This is a genomic window from Pseudoalteromonas sp. OF7H-1 (assembly GCF_022347825.1).
GTDB lineage: Bacteria > Pseudomonadota > Gammaproteobacteria > Enterobacterales > Alteromonadaceae > Pseudoalteromonas > Pseudoalteromonas maricaloris.
Genome location: NZ_JAKRFX010000006.1, coordinates 219,913 through 241,721 on the forward strand (window position 1 = coordinate 219,913; position 21,809 = coordinate 241,721).

Below are 21,809 nucleotides of genomic sequence, written 5' to 3' on the forward strand. Positions count from 1 at the left end.
AAGAAGATAGTTTAAGGCGATAAAAAAACAGTTAGTTAGTTCATTCCTTATCCAAACCTCAGGTTAATTAAATAACTGAAAGCTCAACCGCAATATTGCCACGAGTAGCATTTGAATATGGACAAACTTCGTGAGCTTTTTCAACGAGTGACTGCGCCGTGTCTTTGTCTAAGTCGCCAACCGATACCGCTAATTTCACCGCTATCCCGAAGCCACCTTCAATTGGCCCAATAGACACTTCAGAGTTAATATGTGTATCTTCTGGCAACTTAACTTTTGCTTTGCCTGCCACCAATTTTAATGCGCCAATAAAGCACGCCGCATAACCTGCTGCAAACAATTGCTCTGGATTAGTCCCTTGCCCGTCATCACCACCTAAGCCTTTTGGTGTCGAAAGTGCAACATCAAGACGACCATCGTCAGACTTCGCCACACCTTCTCGACCACCTGTAGCAGTTGCTTTCGCCGTATATGCAATACTTTGTAGTTCTTTCATTTCGTTCTCCTAAGTTTGTGCTTGTAGAGTACTCACCTACACCCTAACGCAGCGAGGCTTTACTCTAGATGAAGTAAAATCAATTCGACACTTATTTTGCATGCAAAATAATAGAATCAATTTTTTAGAATTGCAAATACTTTGTGTGCAAATTAAAATATAGCTTAGCTACTTTGTAGGAATATGTGATGAACTACCCACAACTAAAACTAGACGCCCAAATCTGCCACCGCCTCTACATGGCTTCCAATGGTATTGCCCGTGCTTACCGAGCATCTTTACAAAAACTCGACCTAACCTACCCTCAATATGTGGTGATGATGGCACTTTGGGAGAAAGATGAAATCAGCATAGCTGAGTTACTAGAAAAAACCGCCATCGATGGCGGTGCTATGACGCAAATCTTAAAGAAAATGACTGACAAAGCCCTGATCTCTATCGTTAAAGACGAAAAAGATAAGCGCAAACGAGTGGTAAAACTACAAAGTAAGGGTCATGATCTGCGACACCAAGCTGCCACAATTCCCGAGCAGATCCGTTGTAAGTTTCCAAGTATCGACGAGCAAAAAGCGCAAGCACTTATTGAATTACTAGATTCGATCAACGGTGATTTGGCTTAAAGTAGAAATCATTAGAGGGTCATTGTAGCGCGCGTTCTAAATGTGCCAGAAATGCTGATATTTTTTTGGCCAGATGTTTACGGCCAGCATAGAACGCATAAAGCACAAGGTCTTCCGGTTGCTGCTCTAACTCGATTGGTATCAGCGCGCCTGACTCGATTTCTGCTTTACAGGAGTTCAGTGGCAAGATGGCAAACCCAACCCCAGATAGCGCGGCAGACTTGGCTATAAACCCACTGTTAACTCTGAAGTTCGATTTAACATTCACCGTCGTTAATCTTCCTTCCTTGGTGGTAAATATCCAAGGCGTACCGTTTACGGCGGTAAGGGTTGAAATACAAGGAAGAGACTGTAAATCTGCTAATCTATACGGCGAAGTATGCTTTTCTAGCAAGCTGGGAGCTGCCACCACAACGCTTGGTAATCGAGCCAGTTCTTTAACCACCCAATTGCTATCCTCAAGCTTGCCACGATGAAAGTAGAGCACGACATCAAAGCCATCTAAGAGGTTTTCTCTCGGACTTAGGCTAGTGTCACAACTTATTGAAATTAATGGATGCGCAGCGCAAAAGGTTACCACTGCTTGACCGAGAATGGGGATATCGGGCATCACTATACGCAAATGACCTATTGGCGTAGAGGCATGTTTATTGACTTCTTGCAACGCATCCGACAGCGAATCGATTAACGGCTTGGTACTGGTATAAAGCTGCTCACCCGCCTCTGTCACTGAGATCCGTCTTGTCGTTCGTTCCAACAATCTTGCATCAAGCTTTTCTTCAAGTAGTGCGATGTGACGACTTACGTTAGAAGTCGGGATATCCAGAAACTCTGCCGCTTGTTTGAAGCTTAAGCATTCATAAACACAGTGGAAACTGTTAAGCCACTGAGGGTCAATCTGATCAATCATTTTATTAGCCCAAAATATGGGTTTATCAATTCAATAATGGACACTTTATTACCTAATCAAGGCTAATACAATCAAGACTTCTTTGTTTACATCAATTAAGGATGTCTATGTTTTCAGCTTCAATGACCACCTTAGCAAGCCCAAAAGCTAAATTTGGGTTATGTTTTGTCATCCACTTTTTAATCGCATTAGATGCATTAATTATCGTGCCCTTTAGTGCAGAAATGGCGCTAAGTTCAGGTACCAGCCCATCAAATTCAGGACTACTCGTTTCGGCTTATGCAATTGCCGCTGCTTTCACTTGTTTATGGGTGCGTGGTACCGGCAACCTTTCAAAGGAGAAATACAAGGTCTTTATTTTTCTGTCAGCAACCACATTGTTAACCTTGCTTACTTCAGCGCTCGAGAGTTTTTATATCCTGCTTTTCGTACGTGCATTGACTGGCATCTGTGGCGGCGCATTGGTAGTACTCAATCTCAACTTGGTGATCCAGCTAAGCCATGAAAACGACAAGAAAAAAGACACCGCGATACTGCTGAGTGCTTTTCCACTCGCCTTGGCAATTGGGATCCCTGCTCTATTATTTATCACAGCAAATCAAGGCTGGCAGTTGGGGTTCATGATACTAGGAAGTGGCTTAGCCATTACAGCGCTATTATTTACATTTATATTCCTCTCAAACATAAAGCAAGCTTCGCAAAGCAGCGCTAGCAACCCAATGCCAAGCTACACATTTAACCCGACCAAAACCCTTAAATACGCGCTGTTCATCGCATTTTTTGTGGTGCTAAGTACATTTGCAATTTCAACTCAATTTCCGGTGATGCTAATTACCAACTTAAACATCTCAAGCCCAATACTAAGCGCATGCTATTTGTTAAGTGGTGTGTGTTCGTTTATTGCAGTTCAGCTATACGCTCGACGTAAGCTAAACAATCACACAACCTCATACTTAATTTACTTTCTTAGTGCATTGATGATATTGGCAGCCTTGTTTGGCTTTACGATAAGCTCAGTTGTTTTTGCAGCCGGACTTTTTACCCTGTTTGTGATTGCAAGCGCTACCCGCTCTATGATCTTAGTGACAGAACTTATAACCTCACTTCACGCAGAAGAGCGCAGTACCTTTATAAGTCTGCAAAATGCGATACAGCACTTTGCGATAGCCTCTGGCGGCACCATTGCAAGTTTGCTAGTCACGCCCCGCGAAAACCACACGCTTAATTTTAATGTCTTGATTGTTATCTCAACTCTATTGGTAGTTATAACGGTTGTTATGTGGAAAAACTTTCAAAGAAAGCGCTTTTAATCGCGATTTAGTGATTGATTAATAGATAATTGGGCAGCTTGATAAAGCAATAAGCGATGTCGCTTCCCCAATTATCGCTTTGCTCTGCTTTAATAACACAATCTGCGATGGTTACGCCTTACTCTAAGCGCGCCTCTATGCGATAATGCCAATCTATCGTTAGTCATATGTATCCGCATAGCGGCAAACAGCTTAGTTATCACGGTATACACACTGGTGTGAACCGATATACACATTAATATACACAGTTGTCATACCATCACGGCAAATATGATTAACCAAAACAAACAAAAACAGTAGAATAACTTTTTGATTTTATGACAAATACAAACCAATCAGATACACCAAATAATGCCCAGAACATCCCAACTATTTTCTGGCACGACTACGAGAGTTGGGGGGCGACGCCGCAAAAAGACAGGCCAAGCCAGTTTGCTGGGATCAGAACGGATCTGGATCTCAATATTATTGGTGAGCCACTGATTGAGTATTGTCAGCCTGCTCCAGATTATCTCCCGCATCCTCAAGCCTGTTTAGTTACTGGGATCACACCACAATTAGCACTAAAAAAAGGCCTGACCGAAGCCGAGTTTATGGCAAAAATCCACGCTGAATTTGCCAAACCACAAACCTGCGTTGCCGGATATAACAGTATTCGGTTTGATGATGAGCTAACCCGTTATAGCCTTTATCGTAACTTTTATGACCCCTATGAGCGTGAATGGCAAAATGGCAATAGCCGTTGGGACATCATAGATCTGGTAAGAGCCTGTTATGCGCTTCGTCCAGAAGGGATTGAATGGCCAACCCGTGAAGATGGCAATCCGAGTTTTAAGCTGGAACACTTAACCGTCGCCAATGGCATTGAGCACGGCGCCGCGCACGATGCATTGAGTGATGTTACCGCAACGATTGCGCTGGCAAAACTGATAAAAACCAAACAGCCAAAACTGTATGAGTTCTACTTTAATCACAGACATAAAAAAGCGGTGTCGAGCCTAATCGACGTTTTCAATATGCAGCCTTTAGTACACGTTTCTTCTATGTTTCCAGCGCAACAAGGTTGCACCACTTGGATTGCCCCGATGAGTTTTCACCCGGTCAATAGCAATGCCGTGATCTGCTTTGACTTAACACAGTCGCCGGAGGTATTGAATGACCTTGACGTTGAGGCACTCAAACAACGGCTTTATACAAAACGCAGTGAATTGGGTGATGATGAGCTACCGGTTGGATTAAAACTAGTACATATCAATAAATGCCCGCTGGTTGCGCCAGCTAAGACCCTCTTGCCCGAAAACGCAGCAAGGCTTGGAATTGACCGCGAGCAATGCCTTGAAAACTTAAAGTACCTTAAAGCACGCCCAGAGCTAAGGGATAAGGTTGCAGAAGTCTTTAGCGATGAAAAGGGATTCGAGAAACCAAGTAATCCAGATTATCAACTCTACGATGGTTTCACCAGCAAGGCCGATAAAGCCAAATTTGCAATCATTCGCAATGCATCGCCCGAAGAGTTGGCAACCATTGAGCTGGATTTTGAAGACAGTAAATTTAACACTTTGCTGTTTCGCTATCGTGCAAGAAATTGGCCGCAGTCGCTCTCACCTGTAGAGCTTGATAAATGGCGTAAATATTGCCAAAATAAATTGATGCATAATGAAGATAACCCTTCAATTTCAGCCGAAGATTTTATGCTGGAGCTTGAAAATTTAGTCGCAGAGAATGAAGGTAATGAGCGCAATATGCAGATCTTAAAAGCGCTTTATCATTACGCTCAAAGTTTGTAATTCGCAGGTTTTCGGCCCATTGGAGGTCGGTCTAAAGATGTCGGCCTAAAGATGTCGGCCTAAAGGCCGACCTACGGTTTAGGTGTTACCCATTTCCCAGGACCTTGGCAGGATCCGTTTTGGTGGCTTGCCAAGCGGGATATAAGCTTGCGACGACTGCCATAACAAAAGTCGTGACTAAACTGATATAAATGTCTGTCCAAATAATTTTGCTCGGTAAGTATTCAATAAAGTAGACGCCTTCAAGCGGATTACTATCACTCATATTGATCCAGGCTTTAAAAATATCGGGAATATTAATAGCAATAAAAATGCCGATCCCAGTGCCTAGCAATGCACCAATCCCTGCATACGTCACACCTTGTAGCGCAAAAGCCGAGAAAATCGTACTGTCCTGTGCGCCCATGGTTTTCAAAATGGCGATATCCGCCCGCTTTTCTTTTACTTCCATCACCATAGAAGAAACGATATTAAAGCTCGCTACAGCGATTATCAGAAATACCACGAGATAGACGATAGTGCGCACCATCTGAATATCTTGATACAGTCCGCCTTGCGTACGAAACCAAGACGATACGTACACTAAATCGGGTAATGCCCTACCCGCTGATGTCGCAATTTGTTGTGCCTGAAACACATCACTCACCTTGGCACGCAAGTCCGTTACTTGATCTTCTCTAAAGTCCATCGCTTCTTGCAATGCATTAAGCGGCACTAAGGCTAATGTTTGGTCAAGTGGCCCACCCATATCGATAAGTCCCACCACAGTCGCCGTTAATCGCTTTGGCGCAGCGAGTGGATTATCCGAATGTTTGTTAGCAACCAAGAGTTGAATATTATCGCCAGCCACGACACCAAGCTTGTCAGCTATCCCTTTGCCGATGATCACTTCACCCGGTTTTAATGCTTTTAGTTCCGCACCTTTTATAAATTCACCTATGCTCGACACCGTATGATGCCTATTCGGTGCGATCCCTTTTAACTGCGCCGCTTTTAAGGTGCCTTTGTATTGCAGCATGGCTGTTAAGTTAATTTCAGCCGTCGCGCTTACGACGCCACGCTGACTCTCCAAGAGCTCTACTTTTTGCTGCCACGCTTGAATAGGGTCGTAAGGTGCTTGATAACTCACTTGCGGCACCACCGACAACAGGCGCTGCTCTAATTGTTCTTCAAAACCATTAATCACAGAAAGTGCGACTATCAATACTGCCATACCCAGCATTACACCAAGCGTAGAAGCACGGGTTAAAAAACCAATAAAACCAAGCTGACGTTTAGACTCTCTAAAGCGTTTGCTTAAAAAATAACTAAGCATGCTGATACACACCTACTTTGCCATCGTCCAGTTGCACTGCACGACCAAGCTTATCTGCCAACTCTAAGTCGTGTGTTACAACTACAAAGCTGGTTTTTAGCTGCTGATTAAGCTCAGCCAGCAAGTCATAAATTCGCAGGGCATTATGCTTATCAAGATTGCCGGTTGGTTCATCAGCTAGCACCAAATCAGGTTCTGTTACTAACGCTCTTGCTATCGCAACACGCTGTCTCTCCCCCCCAGAGAGCTCTGAAGGCTTATGATCAGCACGATGACTCAAGCCCACTTTATCGAGCATGTGTAATGCTTTTTCGCGGGCTTGTTTTGCTTTATTACCGGCAATTAATAACGGCATCGCCACATTTTCAACCGCGCTAAACTCCATCAACAAATGATGAAACTGATAGATAAAACCCAAATGCTTATTTCTAAATTCCGCCTGTTTTTTACGTGACAGCTTGCCAACTTCCACACCTTTGATCTTTACACTGCCAGTGGATGCTTTATCCAAGGTACCGAGAATATGCAGTAAAGTACTTTTACCTGAGCCCGAGCTACCCACAATGGCAAGCATTTCACCTTGGGTTACAGATAAATCGACGCCTTTTAATACCGTTACTTCGGCTTTACCATCTTGGTAGCTTTTGACCAAATCTTGGCAGTCAATGACTAAATCACTCATATCTTAATACCTCTGCTGGCAGCACACTCGACGCGCGTTTAGCTGGATACAAGGTTGCTAAAAAGCTTAGCAATATGCTGCCCACTGCCATAATCGTTAAATCTGTTAGTTCTATTTTGACCGGAAGTTCAGCGCCACCAAGCAACTGAAGGCCTGCGAGATGGAGCACCTCATTAATATTGTTCGACAGCAATAATCCACCAGCAACACCAATGAGTGTGCCAAAAACGCCGTTATACATCCCTTGCGCCATAAACACTTTTGCTATCATTTGTGGTGTAAAGCCAAGCGTTTGCAAAATAGCCACTTCCCCTTGCTTTTCACTCACCATCATAGATAGCGCTGAAATGATATTAAATACAGCCACTATTACAATAAGACCTAGTAATAGCGACATAATGCGCTTTTCCATTGCAACGGCCGCAAACAATGTGCCTTGCTGAGTTTGCCAGTCCTGTGTCTCGAGCCCCTGCAACAAGCTGTCCGCTTGCTGATAAAAATCGGGTAGGCTAAAAGCATCATATAAATGAATGTTTAGGTCGTATTGCTCTGGCTTCTTGCGCATTAACCGCTGCAAGCTTTTCCCATCGGCAAATGCCAAATAAGTGTCAGCTTCGCTTTGGCCATCATATATGGCAGCTACGGTGAATAAGCGCTGCGTCGGTGTGCGGCCAAGCGGTGTGTATGTGGTGAATTCAGGCATGATCACGCGGAGTTGCTGACCAACGCTTACGCCAAGTTTATTGGCTAAATAGCGACTCAGCGCCACTTGGTATTTTTGCTCGTACAATCGAGTTAAACTGCCGGCACGCACTGCATCATCTAACGCTGTTTCATACCCTTGAAATAGCCCTTGAAGTTGCACGCCCACCAAATCTTGATTGGTTTGTAGAATTACGTCACTTGCAACATATGGCGAAACTTGTTTAACCAACGGATGATTTTCAATGGCTTGTAATTTATTTTGATCAAGTTGCTCATTTTCCTTAATTTGCACATGCGGGATCAAATCAAGCATGGCGGCTTTTAAGGTTTGCTCAAAGCCATTCATCACTGAGCTGACGGTGATCAAACTCATTAAGCCAAGGGCGATACCCGCAATTGAGAAAAATGAGATAAACGATATAAATGCATTGCCTTTCGCAGCACGGCTATATCTTAACCCAACAAAGAGGCTAACTGGTTGAAACATAATCTATCTCGTAAAAAACTGCTGCACGGATACTAACATACTCAAAATCAGATTGATGGCAAGATTGCTATAAAAAGTGTGACAAACTATAAATTTGTTGACGTTTAGCTGTGCATTGCTTATCCCGTCAAAACTTTACTGCTCGCCATACTTAACGATTACCTTTTGCGGATCTGATATGGCACGTTTCTACGTTTGACTATTGTTGATTTCACCACCGATGTGTGGGTATCACCTAGCGTCGAGACTTTATCCAAAATTTCGTCTAGCTTAGGCATACTCTCAAAACACAACCTCACATAAAAACAATCCTCTCCCGTCACTTTGTCACATTCAATCACTTCAGGAATGTTTTGGATCATCGCTTCAAGTTGTTTTAGTTTACCGGGATGCTGACGAATACGCACAATCGCTGTCAGCGGGTAATCAAAGCTTTCTGGGTCTAATTCAATACTGTATTTACTAATTACCCCATACTCTTCCATACGTTTCATGCGTTCATTCACACTCGGTGAAGACATATTCACTGCCCGGGCCATTTCAGCAACAGACACTCGGCTGTTGTTTTCTAACAGCTTTATAAGCTTGCTATCTATCGCATCAAGCGACCATTTTTCATTATTAATTAATTTTCGCATTTTTGCCTTTCATTTTTAGGAAAATAGAAAAATTAGCCTTTTATTGTCTATTAGCAATACGGCAAACCCTAAGTAATATGCAAGTATAGAATTGAATATGACAAGGTGTGAACAATGTTTGGCTCAGATAAAGATAAAGGTTCAATAGAGATGATAATAGCTATGGTGCTATCTGGCACCATAGGATACTTTGTCGTCAGTGCAGAACAAACCTATTGGAATGTGGTATTTTTACGTTGTGTTATTGGCGCGTTGTGCCTTCTTGGATACGTGCTCGTAACAAAGCAACTGACAAAAGAGGTATTTAAAGGTCCCGTTTTTATGACCATCTTGCTCGGCGGTATTGCGCTGGTCGGAAACTGGGTGCTGTTATTCGCCTCGTTTGACTATATTCCTTTTTCAATTTCAATCATCGCATACCATCTACAACCTTTGATGTTGGTATTATTAAGCGCGGTGCTGTATCGTCAGTATCCAAGTAAAGCAATCCTTTTATGGTTGGCCATCGCCGTGGTGGGGTTATGGTTGGTTGTGGGGATCCCGTATCAAGAAATAGTCGCGGTGATTTTTGCACAAGAGAGTAATCAAGCCGTTTTTGGTCTGCTACTAGCACTTGGAGCTGCATTTCTATATACCATCACAACGCTGATGACGAAAAAGGTAAGCCAAGTGCCATCCGGTGTGGTTGCTGTGATCCAAATCTTTTTTGGTGGCTTATTTTTGTTGCCTTGGGTTGATTTTGCACAGTTTCCAGAGACTTCATCGAGCTGGGGTAATATCTTATTCTTAGGCGTCGTCAACACCGGGTTTATGTATGTGATCATGTATGATGCGTTTCAACGCTTGAGCACCACATTAATTGCTATTCTTTCTTTTATCTATCCGGTCGTGGCGCTGTTTGTAGATTTTATTGCATTCGAGCACACGATTTCGATGCTACAAACGCTTGGGATTGTTTTAATCTTAACGGCCGTCAGCGCTGTAAAGTTCGATTGGAAGTTAGGCAAATTATTTAGCACGCCAAAGCGAAAAGTCAGTTAATTTAGCTAATTTGAACTTAAAGGAAATAGCGTGATAAAAGCAGAGTAAAGTGCAAGTACTTTGCTCTGCTGCTGTTGACTAGCTTACTGCTCTAGGTAACAAATAACCGCTGCTTGCTTAGGGTTGCTTTGTGTATCTTCAATCAGATAGCTCGCTTTTTTACTGTTTTGGCATAAACACATGTCGTAATGACTGATCATGTAAGCATTACCAACAGCATCCTCATCCGTTTTTTGGATGCTACAGGTAGGCTCTCTCCAAATTGGATCCCAGCCGCTTTGGCCAATAGCAACAATTTTAATGTTTTGTTGAGTAACGAGTGCTTTCGCCTCTTCTACTTCTTGAGCAGATACAGACAATGCAGTGAATGCAACGAGTGCGGTGATTAGCTTTTTCATTTTTCATCCTTAATTTAAGTCAGCGCTATAGATAAAAAACAGCAAAATACTGTAACAGAAATCAAAATATTGAATAAAAACTCTATAGCGCTTGCTATTTTATTCATTAAATATGACAACTCAAGAATAAATTCATTAAATTTATAAAAACAATTTCAACATTAAAGCCTCATCAAGAAAACTCACCTTAATACGTCAAGGCACATACTTTGGCTCTCTTCTCATTTAGATTAAATAAACATATTAGACGCAAATTAAATAACAAAAAGAAATAAGTGAAATTAATTCCATTTATCTTAATAGCGCACTTTACACAACAAACTCGCACAGTTTAAAAATTCACAATTCCATTAACCTAAACACCATGATTTTCTTAATTCCGAATAACACAAGACATAACTCAAACAATAAAAATCCAACACTGATTATTAAGGGAAATTATTTTTCATACATTTAAAATATTAGTACATAGAGCACTTACCCTAAACTTAATTCAATAAAACTCAAATATAAAAACCAGATAAAAAACATTGCAAATAACAAAAATAATTAATCCACAAAAAACAACAATGAAATTATTTAGGTTAATTTAGTCAAAATAAAATCATTAGCATCAAAATAATTTCAATGTTTGAATACGCAACTTGTGAACGGGGTGTAATTAAAATGTGTACAATATCACTTTTGATTGCCTATTTATCATACTTCTGCATTAAGGTTTTTTGAGATGAATGGCTTTTCTTCAAACACTTGTTACGAACTTGTCTCTGAAGCGCTAGAGGATATCGAGGCTCTACATGAGGAGTTTCAAGGTGTTGAAGAGGATGAACATGCCAGCCACCGCGTTGTTGACATTGCACGGCAGTTAGTCGCATTCAAATCAATCACGCCGGATGATGTTGGGTGTCAACTGTGGTTAGCACAAGAACTACGGACTTTGGGTTTTTCAATCAAGCACTTGCCTGTTCGTGATGTGAGTAACTTAGTCGCAAGTATAGGTAACAATAGTGACGCTAGGTTTGCTTTTCTTGGTCATACCGATGTAGTACCGGCAGGAAGTGCACAAGATTGGCAGTTTAACCCTTTTAAGCTGACAGAACACAATGGCTGTCTCTTCGCTAGAGGTATTGTTGATATGAAAGGCGCTATTGCCGCCTTTTTCTGTGCAATTGAGGCTCTAGTGACAGAATTTGGAGTACCGGAAAAAGAGCTTTGGTTGCTACTCACCAGCGACGAGGAAGGCGAAGCGGAACACGGAACCAAGCGGATCGCTCATTTTTTAAAACAGCAGCGTATTGCATTTGATTTTACCTTGGTCGGAGAGCCAAGCTCAGAAGCGTATGTAGCAGACACACTGAAAGTCGGTCGTCGTGGCGCTTTGTCTTTTACCGTCAATTTACATGGTAAAAGTGGACATGTGGCTTACCCTCAAAAAGCGACCAATGCCATCCATTTGGCGCAAAATATTATGCAAGCACTATTGTCGCAGGATTGGCCAAAGCACTGTGATAACTTTGACTCGACCACGCTGCAATTCACCCATGTAAATTCAGGAAATTTTGTCGACAACATCATTCCAAGCCAATGTCAGCTAAATTTTAATATCCGTTATACACCCGCATACGACGAATATGAATTGGTCGAGCTGGTAAGAGAGACCATCGAAGAACATACGCTCAATTATGCATTAACGACCAGCAACCCCTGCCAACCCTATTACTGCGTAAATAATGATGAGATCTCTTCTCCATCCCTCGCTATCGTCTGCGATGAAATCAACAGTCAATGTCATTTCACACCAAAACTATCGACCGCAGGGGGAACGTCGGATGGCCGCTTTATTGCTGAAATATCGACCTCAGTACTAGAACTCGGACTGGTGAACAAAACCATTCATCAAATAGATGAACACACAACAACATCCGACTTAATCCAGCTTCAACAGCTTTACTACGGCATCTATAAACGCCTGCTCTACCCTACGCTTCATGTTCACTCAACCGCTCAAGATGAACTGCTGCAACTTCGCTAATTAATAGAAAATAGATAACTTCAAGGAATGCATTATGGCAATCGAAAATGAACGCTCTGTTCGCCCCGTAAACAACACACTACCGATAGCAATTATTGGCATGGGTTGTCGTTTCCCAGGTCACGCGAATAGTCCTGAATTGTTTTGGGAAAATATTAAACATGGTGTCGATTGCATCATAGAAACCCCAGAATCGAGATGGAATATCGATACTCATTATTCGTCTGTAAAGGCGAATAAAGGCAAATTGAGCTCAAAATGGGGTGGCTATATCGATGGTATCGATAAGTTTGATCCAGCATTTTTTGGGATCACGCCTCGTGAAGCCGAGTTTATGGACCCTCAACAACGTAAATTGCTGGAGGTAACTTGGGAAGCCTTGGAAGATGGTGGGCAAAAGCCATCTGAACTCGCAGGAGAGTCGGTCGGTGTTTTTATGGGTGGGTTTACGCTTGATTATAAAATCATGCAATTCACTAACCCTGATTTTGACAACATTGATGCCCACACTGCGACGGGTGTCATGATGACGATGCTTTCAAATCGCATCTCACATACTTTTGATTTTAATGGCCCCAGCATGTCCATCGATACTGCTTGTAGCTCCTCTATTGTCGCATTAGATATGGCCTGTAAAAGCCTACAGACCGGGGCAAGTAATATGGCACTCGCAGGTGGTGTGCTATTACATTTGGCACCACAATATACAGTATCCGAGTCTAAAGGCGGTTTCTTATCTCCGACAGGTTTTTCTCATGCTTTTGACGACTCCGCAAACGGCTATGTCCGTGCTGAAGGCGCTGGCGTCGTTGTGCTCAAGCGCTTAGATGATGCGATTAAGGATGGCGACCCAATTCATGCGGTGATCTTAGCCACCGGTGTAAACCAAGACGGTAAAACACAAGGGATCACGGTACCGAATGGGGATGCCCAATTGCGCTTGATGAAGGAAACCTATGCCAAAGCAAATATTAACCCTGGTAAAGTGCAGTACATTGAAATGCACGGCACAGGCACACCAGTTGGCGACCCTATTGAAGCAAAGTCTGTTGGAACACTCCTTGGGATCAACCGTGATCAAGCCGATAAATGCTACATTGGCTCTGTAAAAACCAATATTGGCCATACCGAGGCAGCCGCTGGTATGGCTGGTTTGTTCAAAGCGGTCAAAGCCATTCAAAACAAACAGATCCCACCGCATTTACACTTAAAATCAATTAATCCTAAGATTGATTACGCCAATGCGCCGTATGAGATCCCCACTAAACTTACACCTTGGCCTAAGCATGAAGGTTTAGCCGTTGCGGGGGTAAACTCCTTTGGTTTCGGTGGAACCAATTCCCACGCTGTTATTCAAGAATACGTTGCACCAGAAGTGCCATCAATGCCTCCAGCAAATGAGAATGGCTTAAAGCTTTATCCACTGAGTGCAAGAGATCAACACGGGATCCATCGCTGTGCCAAAGCGCATAATGAGTTTTTACAAGATAGCGATGCATCACTCAGTGATATTATTTATACACTGGGTGAGCGCCGTGAACATCACCAATATCGTCATGCAATTTGTTTTAAAAATGCAGAGGATCTGCAACAGCAACTACAAACATTAAGTCATGATGCTGAATTTGCTGTGGCCAACACACTGCGCACACTGAAAAAAGATGAGCAAAAACTCGTCTGGGTCTTCACCGGTATGGGGCCACAATGGTGGGCAATGGGCCGTGAGTTGTACCAATCAGAGCCAACTTTTAAAGCGATGATCGATGAGTGTGATAGCTATATGTCAGCGCTTACAGATTGGTCATTGGTTGATGAAATGCTTGCCGATGAATCAGCGTCAAACATGCAATATACTTGGCTTGCTCAAACGGCAAACTTTGCCGTGCAAGTCGCACTTGCAGCAATGTGGCGTCAACACGGCATTTCGCCTGATGTCATTGTTGGCCACAGTACCGGTGAAGCAGCAGCATTTTATGAAGCCGGGGTCTACTCATTAAAAGATGCTTGCACCATCGTAGTCCATCGTAGCCGTTTACAACATCAATGCCGCAACACAGGTAAAATGATGGCGGTAGGACTCTCTGACAGTGATGTCACGCCTTATCTCAACGACCAAGTTGAAATCGCAGCGGTAAATAGTCCAAACTCTGTAACCCTAGCTGGTGAAGAAAACGCGTTACACAGTATTGAAACACAGCTGAGCGAAGCTGGTGTGTTTTGCAAGTTTCTCCGCGTTGAAGTGCCCTATCACAGCCAGTTTATGGAACCGATAAAGGCCGAATTGCTCGAGTGTTTAGCTGGTATTCAAGCTAACACCGCACATACTCGTTTGTATTCAACGGTAACAGGAACACTTGCTGAGGGGCCTGAACTTGATGCTAACTATTGGTGGCTCAACGTCCGTCAAGCCGTGCGCTTTGTTGATGCCACCCGCGCAATATTACAACAAGGTTATCAAGTATTTTTGGAACTGGGTCCACACCCTGTGCTTGGCGCATCTATTGCCGAAACCGCAGAAGAACAAAGTTGCTCAAGTGTTGTCGTCTCGAGTATGCGCCGTAAATCCGACGAACAACACACCTATTACCACGCTGTAGCTCAACTATTTGGTTTAGGCTTTGAATTAAATTGGTCAGCCATAAACGGGCGAGGTAAGTTCACTACGTTGCCAACTTACCCGTTCTTGCAAGAGCGCTTTTGGACCGAGCCTGAGTACTTTAATCAAGTGCGTTTAGGGCAAAGTAACCATGCATTCTTGGGCCGTAAACGCAGTGAAGCTGAACATGTTTGGAACGCGGTAACCGACACAAATCGCGATAGTTTTTTAAGCTGTCACCAAATCCAAGGGAATACCCTCTTCCCTGCTGCTGGCTTTATCGAAATGGCGTATGCTGCAGCCAAAGAGACTTGGGGCAATGGCAGCTATGCACTCGACCGGTTTGTCATCGATAAAGCGTTATTTTTGAATAATGAACATGCACCCAATGTGCAATTCATTTTGCACCATGATGAACCGAATTTTAAAGTGGTAAGCCTTGAAGATGGCAAAACGACCCGCCATGTTCAAGGGACAATCCGCCGAGTACAAAGCGCCAATCTTGCTGAGCCTATTGATCTCAATGCTATTCGTAGTACCGCTACTAGCGCGCAGCAGCACGATGAGTTTTATGCACACCTAAAAGAGTTTGGTTACGAATATGGTCCATGTTTTAGAGCTATTGAGCAGATCTGGGCAACAGACAACGGCGTGCTTGCCAAGATCTCTTGGCCTACTCAACTTGAGCGAACAGCACAATTTACCCTACACCCAAGTCTATTAGATGCATGCTTCCAGACGTTAGTATTTACGGAACTTGCATGTGCTAATGCTCAGCAATTTTCTATCCGCTTACCTGTGATGCTTGAGCAGATCTTGCTTTGCGAGCAGAACAATACTGATTTTTGGTGTTATACCCAAATCACTCATCGTGACGACGAAAAAACGGTCGGTGATTTATACCTCTGTGATGAGTCTGGTCAAGTCTTTGGTGTTATCAAAAACTTTATTGCACAAAGCGTTGACTCAGCTGCAAGTGGGATCACCACCAGAACCATAGATAGCTGGCTTTACCAAGTTAATTGGCTTGCAGAGCCTGAGCAGGAAATACAAAAAACTGACACATCGGGACGTTGGGTGCTCCTCGCAGATCAATCAGGAACAGCCGAACAGGTAGCTGACCGTTTAGCTCAGCTTGGCCACTCTAGCTGTATCGTTAAATCTGGAGAATATTTTGATATCGACAGAGACCATTGTCATGCATGGCTGGTTCCCGATTCACGGGATCACCTGTCACAACTTATCGAGACTTTGGGCAAACAAGAAATTCGTGGCGTTGTACATTGCTTTAGTCTAGATAACAGCGCGATAGAATCACTAACCCTTGCTCAGCTGCAAAGAGAAAAACGTCAGTCGCTGCATTCATTATTGAACCTGGCCAAAACCGTAATTGAACAAGACTGTAAATTCCCGCTTTACGTGGTAACACGCAACGCCAGCCTCGTTAATAGCGAGCAACTTACCGCGGTGATGTCCGCTTCGTTAACTGGATTTAGCCGAGTGCTCGCACAGCAAGAATTGGTTGATAATTGGGGTGGCCTCATCGATGTTGATGGCCAAAATGATGCCGAACATATCACAGCCAGATTATTAAGTGACCGCCAAGAAGGGGAAGTTGCTTTTAGGGAAAATCAAGCTTATGTTGCTCGTTTAGAGCTGGCAACGTCACTCCAACCCGCCTTCCCGACTCGCGTACAAAGCCATAAAGCACAGTTGATCACGGGTGCATTTGGTTCAATCGGACAGTTAGTTTGTCAGCTACTCGTCGATAGAGGTGCACGAAACCTCATTTTGCTTGGTAGGAGTCAATTACCTGAGCGTAAGAGTTGGTCAGAGCTTACCCCAAGCGACCGTAACTATGATCGCGTTCGGTTTATTCAACACCTTGAGAGTCAGGGCGTTAATGTCTCGTTATGGCAGACAGACTTAACTCGAGAGCGTGAACTTAACGCGGCCCTTGAGTCTTATCATCTAAGTGCACAAGCACCGATCAACGGATTATTTTTCTGTGCTGGTATCGTAAATGACACCTTACTTGGCAATATGGATACCAGAGCATTTGACGGTGTGTTTGACACCAAAGCGATTGGTGCGTTGATGCTTCACAAAGCACTCAGTAAAGTTGACCTTGAACATTTTGTGCTCTTCTCCTCTGTCGCGGCTCAAGTCACTACCGCAGGGCAAACAAACTATGCTTCTGGCAATGCTTTCTTAGATGCCCTCGCCCACTACCGTCGCAATCAAGGTCTTCCGGCGCTAAGCATCAACTGGGGCCCTTGGGCTATTGGTATGATTGAAGAGCTTGGTCTTGCCGAACATTACAAGAACCAAAGGGGTATGAACTGCATTTCACCAAGTGCGGGGATGGCCGTGCTTGAACGTATTCTAGACCAAGAGCAACCTCAACTCTTAGTGTGTGACGCCGATTGGTCCAAAGTAACCAATTGGTATGCAGGAAAGCCGAGTTTATTTAGTCACTTGACTACCCAAGAAAACGATAAGCAAAGCCACCAAGAGCAAGAATTTGCTCCTTTATACCAGCAAACAGACAGCGCGCTTCGATTACCGCTTGTTGCCGATCATCTCGCTAATGCTGTCAGCCAAGTATTACGCTGTAAACGAGAGCAAGTGGAATTAAATCTATCGCTCGGTAATCTCGGTATTGACTCTATTATGGCGACAGAGCTGAGAAATAAGATCACCACCCATTTTGGCGAAACCCTAACGATTGTGCGTCTTCTAAGTGGTGCATCTATCAACGAATTAAGTATAGAGCTTAATGACAAACTCGTGGAATCGCTTGGCTTTGAAGTCATAACCACAGAAACATCACAGGTTCAGCCAGTTTCCGAAACTAAGGTTAACTCTATTATCGTATCTGATGCCAATGTGGAAGCTGAGTTCCCACTTTCCTATGGACAAAAAGCGATTTGGTTTATCAATCAACTCAACCCAACTAGCGCTTCCTACAATATCGGCGGCGCGATGCACATTCCTAGTGCCCTGAATATTGACGCGCTGAAAAAAGCCCTTAGTGCTGTAGTTGCTCGCCACCCAATGTTAAGAACAAACTTCTTCTTTAAAGATGGCGAACCCTATCAAAGAGTCTGGACTCATCGTGAGGATGCACTACAAATCATTGATGTAAAAGGTAAGTCTTGGGAAGATATTCAACCTATGATGATTGCAGACAATGAACAGCCTTTCGACCTTGAGCACGACCCGCTATTTAGACTGTATTTATATAAGCAAAATGATCAAAGCTACTACTTTGCAGTGACGATTTATCACATCATCTCAGATGCATGGTCAAATTACATGTTTATCGATGAAATGCAGTCACTGTATGCGCATTTCGCAAAAAGTGAACCGTTAGCACTCAGCGAGATAACGTCAAGCTATGAAAAATTTGTCGATTGGGAAACACGCTTTGTTCACTCTCCACGCGGCGCGGCAAACTATAAGTTTTGGCAGAATCACTTACCTGCTGAGATCCCCGTATTAGACCTTGCAACCGACAAACCTAGACCTGCGGTACTCACCAACGTTGGTGATTCATATCATTTTGAGTTGGATAAAGCCCTTACGTCCTCGTTGAATGCCCTTGCAAAGGCACAAGGTTCCACCATGTTTATGGCGTTGCTTAGCATCTATTACGCAGTCATGCATAAATATACTCAGCAGGATGAAATCATTATTGGCAGTCCCGTGGCCGGTCGTACAAATCCCGAGTTTTCAAATGTCTATGGTTACTTTGTGAATCCCCTACCGCTATGCGCAAGATTTGCTCCTGAAACGCACTTTACTTCGCTTTTAGCGCAGGTGAAAGACATTACCCTCAACGCTCTAGATCACCAAGAATATCCGTTTGCGCTGTTAGTGGATAAGCTTGGTATTGAACATGATGCCAGCCGCTCTACGGTATTTCAGGTCATGTTTGTGATGCTCAATCACCGCGTTGAGCAATCACATATGGATGAAAATAATGTCGCGTACTATAAGGGCTTTCCTATGCAATTCATGGAACTGCCTGAAGAAGAAGGTCAATTTGACATTACGCTTTCGACCTATGAAGAAAATGGCGTGTTCAAAGGCACATTAAAATATAATACCGACCTATTCGAAACCGAAACGATAGCGCAGCTGGCTCGGGACTATATCGCACTAACGCGAATGGTCGTTGATAGTCCAAATCGGCCACTTTCAGAGCTTGCCTTAACAAGTCCAGACGCAATAGATGCCTTGGCGAAATTTGCTGAAAATCAACAAAACGCACCAGCATTACCAACTTTGGTCAGTCAAATAGAAAATGCGGCGCAACATAGCCCTGAGCTTCCTGCCCTCAGCATTGCCTGTGAAACAAATGCAGGAGAACTGGCTGCTACTTTAAGCTATCGTGAACTCAACAATCAGGCAAATCAGTTGGCGCGACTAATCAATTCGCAGCTAGATAATCAATCTAGTCAAACGATTGCCTTACATTTTGAAAAATCTATCGCGTTAGTTGTTGCTTGTATCGCTACGTTAAAAGCAGGTCATCATTTTGTGGTAATTGACCCGCAGCAACCCAATGAGCGCAAGCAGCTGTTGCTTGAGCAAAGTCGCTGCGCGTTACTACTTTGCGAAGAAGCGCTAACATCAGATCATCCGACACTACTTTGGGAAAGCTTCCAAAGCCAACGAGATGAAATCAGCGAGCACAATTTGGCGTTAAATCATCAGCCAAATGATATCGCGTATATTGTCTTTACTTCTGGCTCTACAGGTACGCCAAAAGCTGTCCAGGTTAGCCAGCAAAACTGGGCTACGATCGCTGTGGACTGGTTAGCCCAATTTGATTTAGCACCTACTTCTCATCATTTACAATTGGCCAGCCCAACCTTTGATGTGTTTTGTGGCGATCTCGCGCGCGCATTTTACAATGCGAAGCACTTAGTGTTGTGTCCTAAAAATATGATGCTGAACATGCCGGTGTTGTATGACCTCATTGAGACACAGCAGATTGATACGGTTGAGTTTGTGCCCTCTGTGGTTCGTAATCTCATCTTATTCGCAAAGCAAAGTCAGGTTGGATTTACCAGCTTACGTAGAGTGATTGTTGGCTCTGAGCAATGGCAAATCGCTGAATACCGCGCACTCAAAGGATTGCTACAAGAAGATGCTCGACTATTTAGCTCCTACGGTACATCTGAAGCAACCATAGACAGTAGTTTCTTTGAGGAATCAGAGCAGTACTTAGAAACCAGTGCAACGGTGCCTATCGGCAAGCCTTTCAATGCAACGCAACTTATCTTGCTCGATAAGCAAAACCAGTTAGTATCGAGTAATGCAGTCGGCGAAATTGCAATTGCGGGGCAAGGCGTAAGTCTTGGCTATCTCAATAATCCAGAGAAAAATGCCAGCCAATTTATCCAACTTCCCGTGTCAGAAAATAGCACCCTGCGGGTATATAAAACGGGTGATTTAGGTAAGTGGGACAAACATGGCAACCTACATATTCTGCAACGTATCGACAACCAAGTAAAAATACGAGGTCACCGCGTTGAGCTTGGAGAAATTGAGTCTAGCATCAACCAGATCCCAGGAATTAAGCGAAGCTATGTAAAAGGGATAGAAGTACACGGGCAAACCCAATTAATTGCCTACTTTGAGTCGGATCTTGCGGTCGGTACTGAGTTTGTCCTCGAGCAGTTAGAGAACCAGCTACCAAGCTATATGGTACCTAGTAAGCTGGTTGCTATTGATCAATTTCCATTACTGAGTAACGGTAAAATCGATGCAGCGGCATTACCACGGGTTGAACTCGCCGAGTTGGTAAGAGCATTCGTAGCGCCCGCCACCTTATTTGAGCAGCAACTCGCTGAGATTTGGTCCAATATGCTAGGGCAAAAATCCATTAGTCTTCATGATGACTTTTTTGCCCTTGGCGGTAACTCTTTATATTTGATTGAGCTAATGGTCAGGATCCAATCAGCCTTCAGCATCAAAATGGAAGTTAATCAGCTATTTAGATTTACAACCTTACATGGCATGGCGAGTGCAATTGAAGATGTAGTAACAGGAAAAGAAACGGGCGCGTCCCCTTACCTTATCTTCAATGCGGGTCAATCTACTCGTTTATTTGCGCTGCCACCAGCGGGGGGTTACAGCATCGTTTACAAGGCATTTGCCGACGCATTGCCTAACACTGAAGTGATCTCTTTTAACTACCTCGAAAATGACACTAAAGTTAGCGACTATGCCGACCAAATTATGCAAATTCAACCTCATGGTCCCTATACCCTATTTGGATACTCCCTTGGCGGTAATTTAGCCTTTGAGATTGCTAAGGAGCTGGAAGGCCGAGGTCAACGTGTCGGGGATGTGGTGATCTTAGACTCATTCAGGATCACTGAAACAATCAAAATGCGGGAGCAAGACTTCGCGCACTTTGAGCAAGAGTTAAAAGCACATTTCGCCCGCCACACCGGCTCAAATACGGTACACCAGCATACACTGGCACAAGCGAGAGACTATATCGATTGGTGTTATGAAGTGAAAAACCTAGGTCAGGTTCACGCCAAACTGCACTTTATCGTCGAGCAAAATGCACATGCAGAAGCTGCTCGTCTAACCAGTTGGGATGCAGCATCAGACGCCGAAGTCATTACCTATCAAGGTTTTGGTAAACATGAGGAGATGTTGATGCCAGATATGATGCAGGCAGGCAACGGCGCAATTATGCATAGTATTCTGCAGGATACCCAAAGCCAAGCGGTAATAGCAACAAACGTGGAGTAACAGCTTGCCCCA

The 21,809-nt window shown here is 43.7% G+C and carries 13 protein-coding genes; 6 read left to right on the forward strand and 7 right to left on the reverse strand.

Annotated elements, in window-relative coordinates:
- Positions 1-67 precede the first annotated feature (67 nt).
- Complete coding sequence (locus MHN30_RS09970) at positions 68-496, reverse strand: organic hydroperoxide resistance protein (RefSeq protein WP_010604667.1); 429 nt, start codon at positions 494-496, stop codon at positions 68-70.
- Between the two features lie 188 nt (positions 497-684).
- Between MHN30_RS09970 and MHN30_RS09975 the strand changes: the two genes are divergently transcribed.
- Positions 685-1,116: a MarR family transcriptional regulator gene (locus tag MHN30_RS09975; protein WP_130164137.1), complete on the forward strand. Its 432-nt coding sequence runs from the start codon at positions 685-687 to the stop codon at positions 1,114-1,116.
- 19 nt (positions 1,117-1,135) lie between these two features.
- Here the strand turns inward: MHN30_RS09975 and MHN30_RS09980 are convergent, their stop codons facing one another.
- Complete coding sequence (locus MHN30_RS09980) at positions 1,136-2,026, reverse strand: LysR family transcriptional regulator (protein ID WP_130164138.1); 891 nt, start codon at positions 2,024-2,026, stop codon at positions 1,136-1,138.
- 107 nt (positions 2,027-2,133) lie between these two features.
- Here MHN30_RS09980 and MHN30_RS09985 point away from each other — a divergent pair, with 107 nt between their 5' ends.
- Together MHN30_RS09985 and sbcB are read left to right on the forward strand one after the other, a co-directional pair.
- Positions 2,134-3,336, forward strand: a complete 1,203-nt coding sequence (locus tag MHN30_RS09985; RefSeq protein WP_130164139.1) for an MFS transporter — start codon at positions 2,134-2,136, stop codon at positions 3,334-3,336.
- Between the two features lie 317 nt (positions 3,337-3,653).
- A complete protein-coding gene (gene sbcB / locus MHN30_RS09990; protein ID WP_239359435.1) occupies positions 3,654-5,123 on the forward strand; it encodes an exodeoxyribonuclease I in 1,470 nt (489 codons plus the stop codon).
- An 85-nt stretch (positions 5,124-5,208) separates the two neighbouring features.
- Here sbcB and MHN30_RS09995 read toward each other — a convergent pair whose 3' ends face one another.
- The 4 genes from MHN30_RS09995 to MHN30_RS10010 form a co-directional block, all read right to left on the reverse strand.
- A complete protein-coding gene (locus tag MHN30_RS09995; protein ID WP_239359437.1) occupies positions 5,209-6,438 on the reverse strand; it encodes a lipoprotein-releasing ABC transporter permease subunit in 1,230 nt (409 codons plus the stop codon).
- A complete protein-coding gene (gene lolD, locus MHN30_RS10000; RefSeq protein WP_095728963.1) occupies positions 6,431-7,120 on the reverse strand; it encodes a lipoprotein-releasing ABC transporter ATP-binding protein LolD in 690 nt (229 codons plus the stop codon). Before lolD ends, MHN30_RS09995 begins: the two co-directional genes overlap by 8 nt.
- The gene (locus MHN30_RS10005) at positions 7,113-8,312 is read right to left on the reverse strand and encodes a lipoprotein-releasing ABC transporter permease subunit (protein WP_099029202.1); all 1,200 of its coding nucleotides are present in this window, start codon (positions 8,310-8,312) and stop codon (positions 7,113-7,115) included. The genes lolD and MHN30_RS10005 overlap by 8 nt, the downstream gene beginning before the upstream one ends.
- Positions 8,313-8,470: 158 nt before the next feature.
- A complete protein-coding gene (locus MHN30_RS10010; RefSeq protein ID WP_069022524.1) occupies positions 8,471-8,950 on the reverse strand; it encodes an Lrp/AsnC family transcriptional regulator in 480 nt (159 codons plus the stop codon).
- 114 nt (positions 8,951-9,064) lie between these two features.
- Between MHN30_RS10010 and MHN30_RS10015 the strand changes: the two genes are divergently transcribed.
- Entirely contained in the window at positions 9,065-9,991 is a 927-nt protein-coding gene (locus MHN30_RS10015; RefSeq protein ID WP_239359439.1) for a DMT family transporter, read from the forward strand.
- An 83-nt stretch (positions 9,992-10,074) separates the two neighbouring features.
- On the opposite strand, the gene MHN30_RS10020 is transcribed toward MHN30_RS10015, so the two are convergent.
- Entirely contained in the window at positions 10,075-10,389 is a 315-nt protein-coding gene (locus MHN30_RS10020) for a hypothetical protein (protein ID WP_010604891.1), read from the reverse strand.
- A gap of 727 nt (positions 10,390-11,116) precedes the next feature.
- Here MHN30_RS10020 and dapE point away from each other — a divergent pair.
- Entirely contained in the window at positions 11,117-12,421 is a 1,305-nt protein-coding gene (gene dapE, locus MHN30_RS10025) for a succinyl-diaminopimelate desuccinylase (RefSeq protein WP_130164188.1), read from the forward strand.
- Positions 12,422-12,455: 34 nt separating this feature from the next.
- Positions 12,456-21,797, forward strand: coding sequence for a hybrid non-ribosomal peptide synthetase/type I polyketide synthase (locus MHN30_RS10030; RefSeq protein WP_239359441.1), 9,342 nt, complete (start codon positions 12,456-12,458; stop codon positions 21,795-21,797).
- Positions 21,798-21,809 lie beyond the last annotated feature (12 nt).

Coding starts and splice junctions, on each gene's coding strand:
- MHN30_RS10030 (WP_239359441.1), top strand. CDS start 12,456: ATGGCAATCGAAAATGAACGCTCTGTTCGCCCCGTAAACAACACACTA.
- MHN30_RS10010 (WP_069022524.1), bottom strand. CDS start 8,950: ATGCGAAAATTAATTAATAATGAAAAATGGTCGCTTGATGCGATAGAT.
- MHN30_RS10005 (WP_099029202.1), bottom strand. CDS start 8,312: ATGTTTCAACCAGTTAGCCTCTTTGTTGGGTTAAGATATAGCCGTGCT.
- MHN30_RS09970 (WP_010604667.1), bottom strand. CDS start 496: ATGAAAGAACTACAAAGTATTGCATATACGGCGAAAGCAACTGCTACA.
- lolD (WP_095728963.1), bottom strand. CDS start 7,120: ATGAGTGATTTAGTCATTGACTGCCAAGATTTGGTCAAAAGCTACCAA.
- MHN30_RS09975 (WP_130164137.1), top strand. CDS start 685: ATGAACTACCCACAACTAAAACTAGACGCCCAAATCTGCCACCGCCTC.
- MHN30_RS10020 (WP_010604891.1), bottom strand. CDS start 10,389: ATGAAAAAGCTAATCACCGCACTCGTTGCATTCACTGCATTGTCTGTA.
- dapE (WP_130164188.1), top strand. CDS start 11,117: ATGAATGGCTTTTCTTCAAACACTTGTTACGAACTTGTCTCTGAAGCG.
- MHN30_RS09995 (WP_239359437.1), bottom strand. CDS start 6,438: ATGCTTAGTTATTTTTTAAGCAAACGCTTTAGAGAGTCTAAACGTCAG.
- MHN30_RS09985 (WP_130164139.1), top strand. CDS start 2,134: ATGTTTTCAGCTTCAATGACCACCTTAGCAAGCCCAAAAGCTAAATTT.
- MHN30_RS09980 (WP_130164138.1), bottom strand. CDS start 2,026: ATGATTGATCAGATTGACCCTCAGTGGCTTAACAGTTTCCACTGTGTT.
- MHN30_RS10015 (WP_239359439.1), top strand. CDS start 9,065: ATGTTTGGCTCAGATAAAGATAAAGGTTCAATAGAGATGATAATAGCT.
- sbcB (WP_239359435.1), top strand. CDS start 3,654: ATGACAAATACAAACCAATCAGATACACCAAATAATGCCCAGAACATC.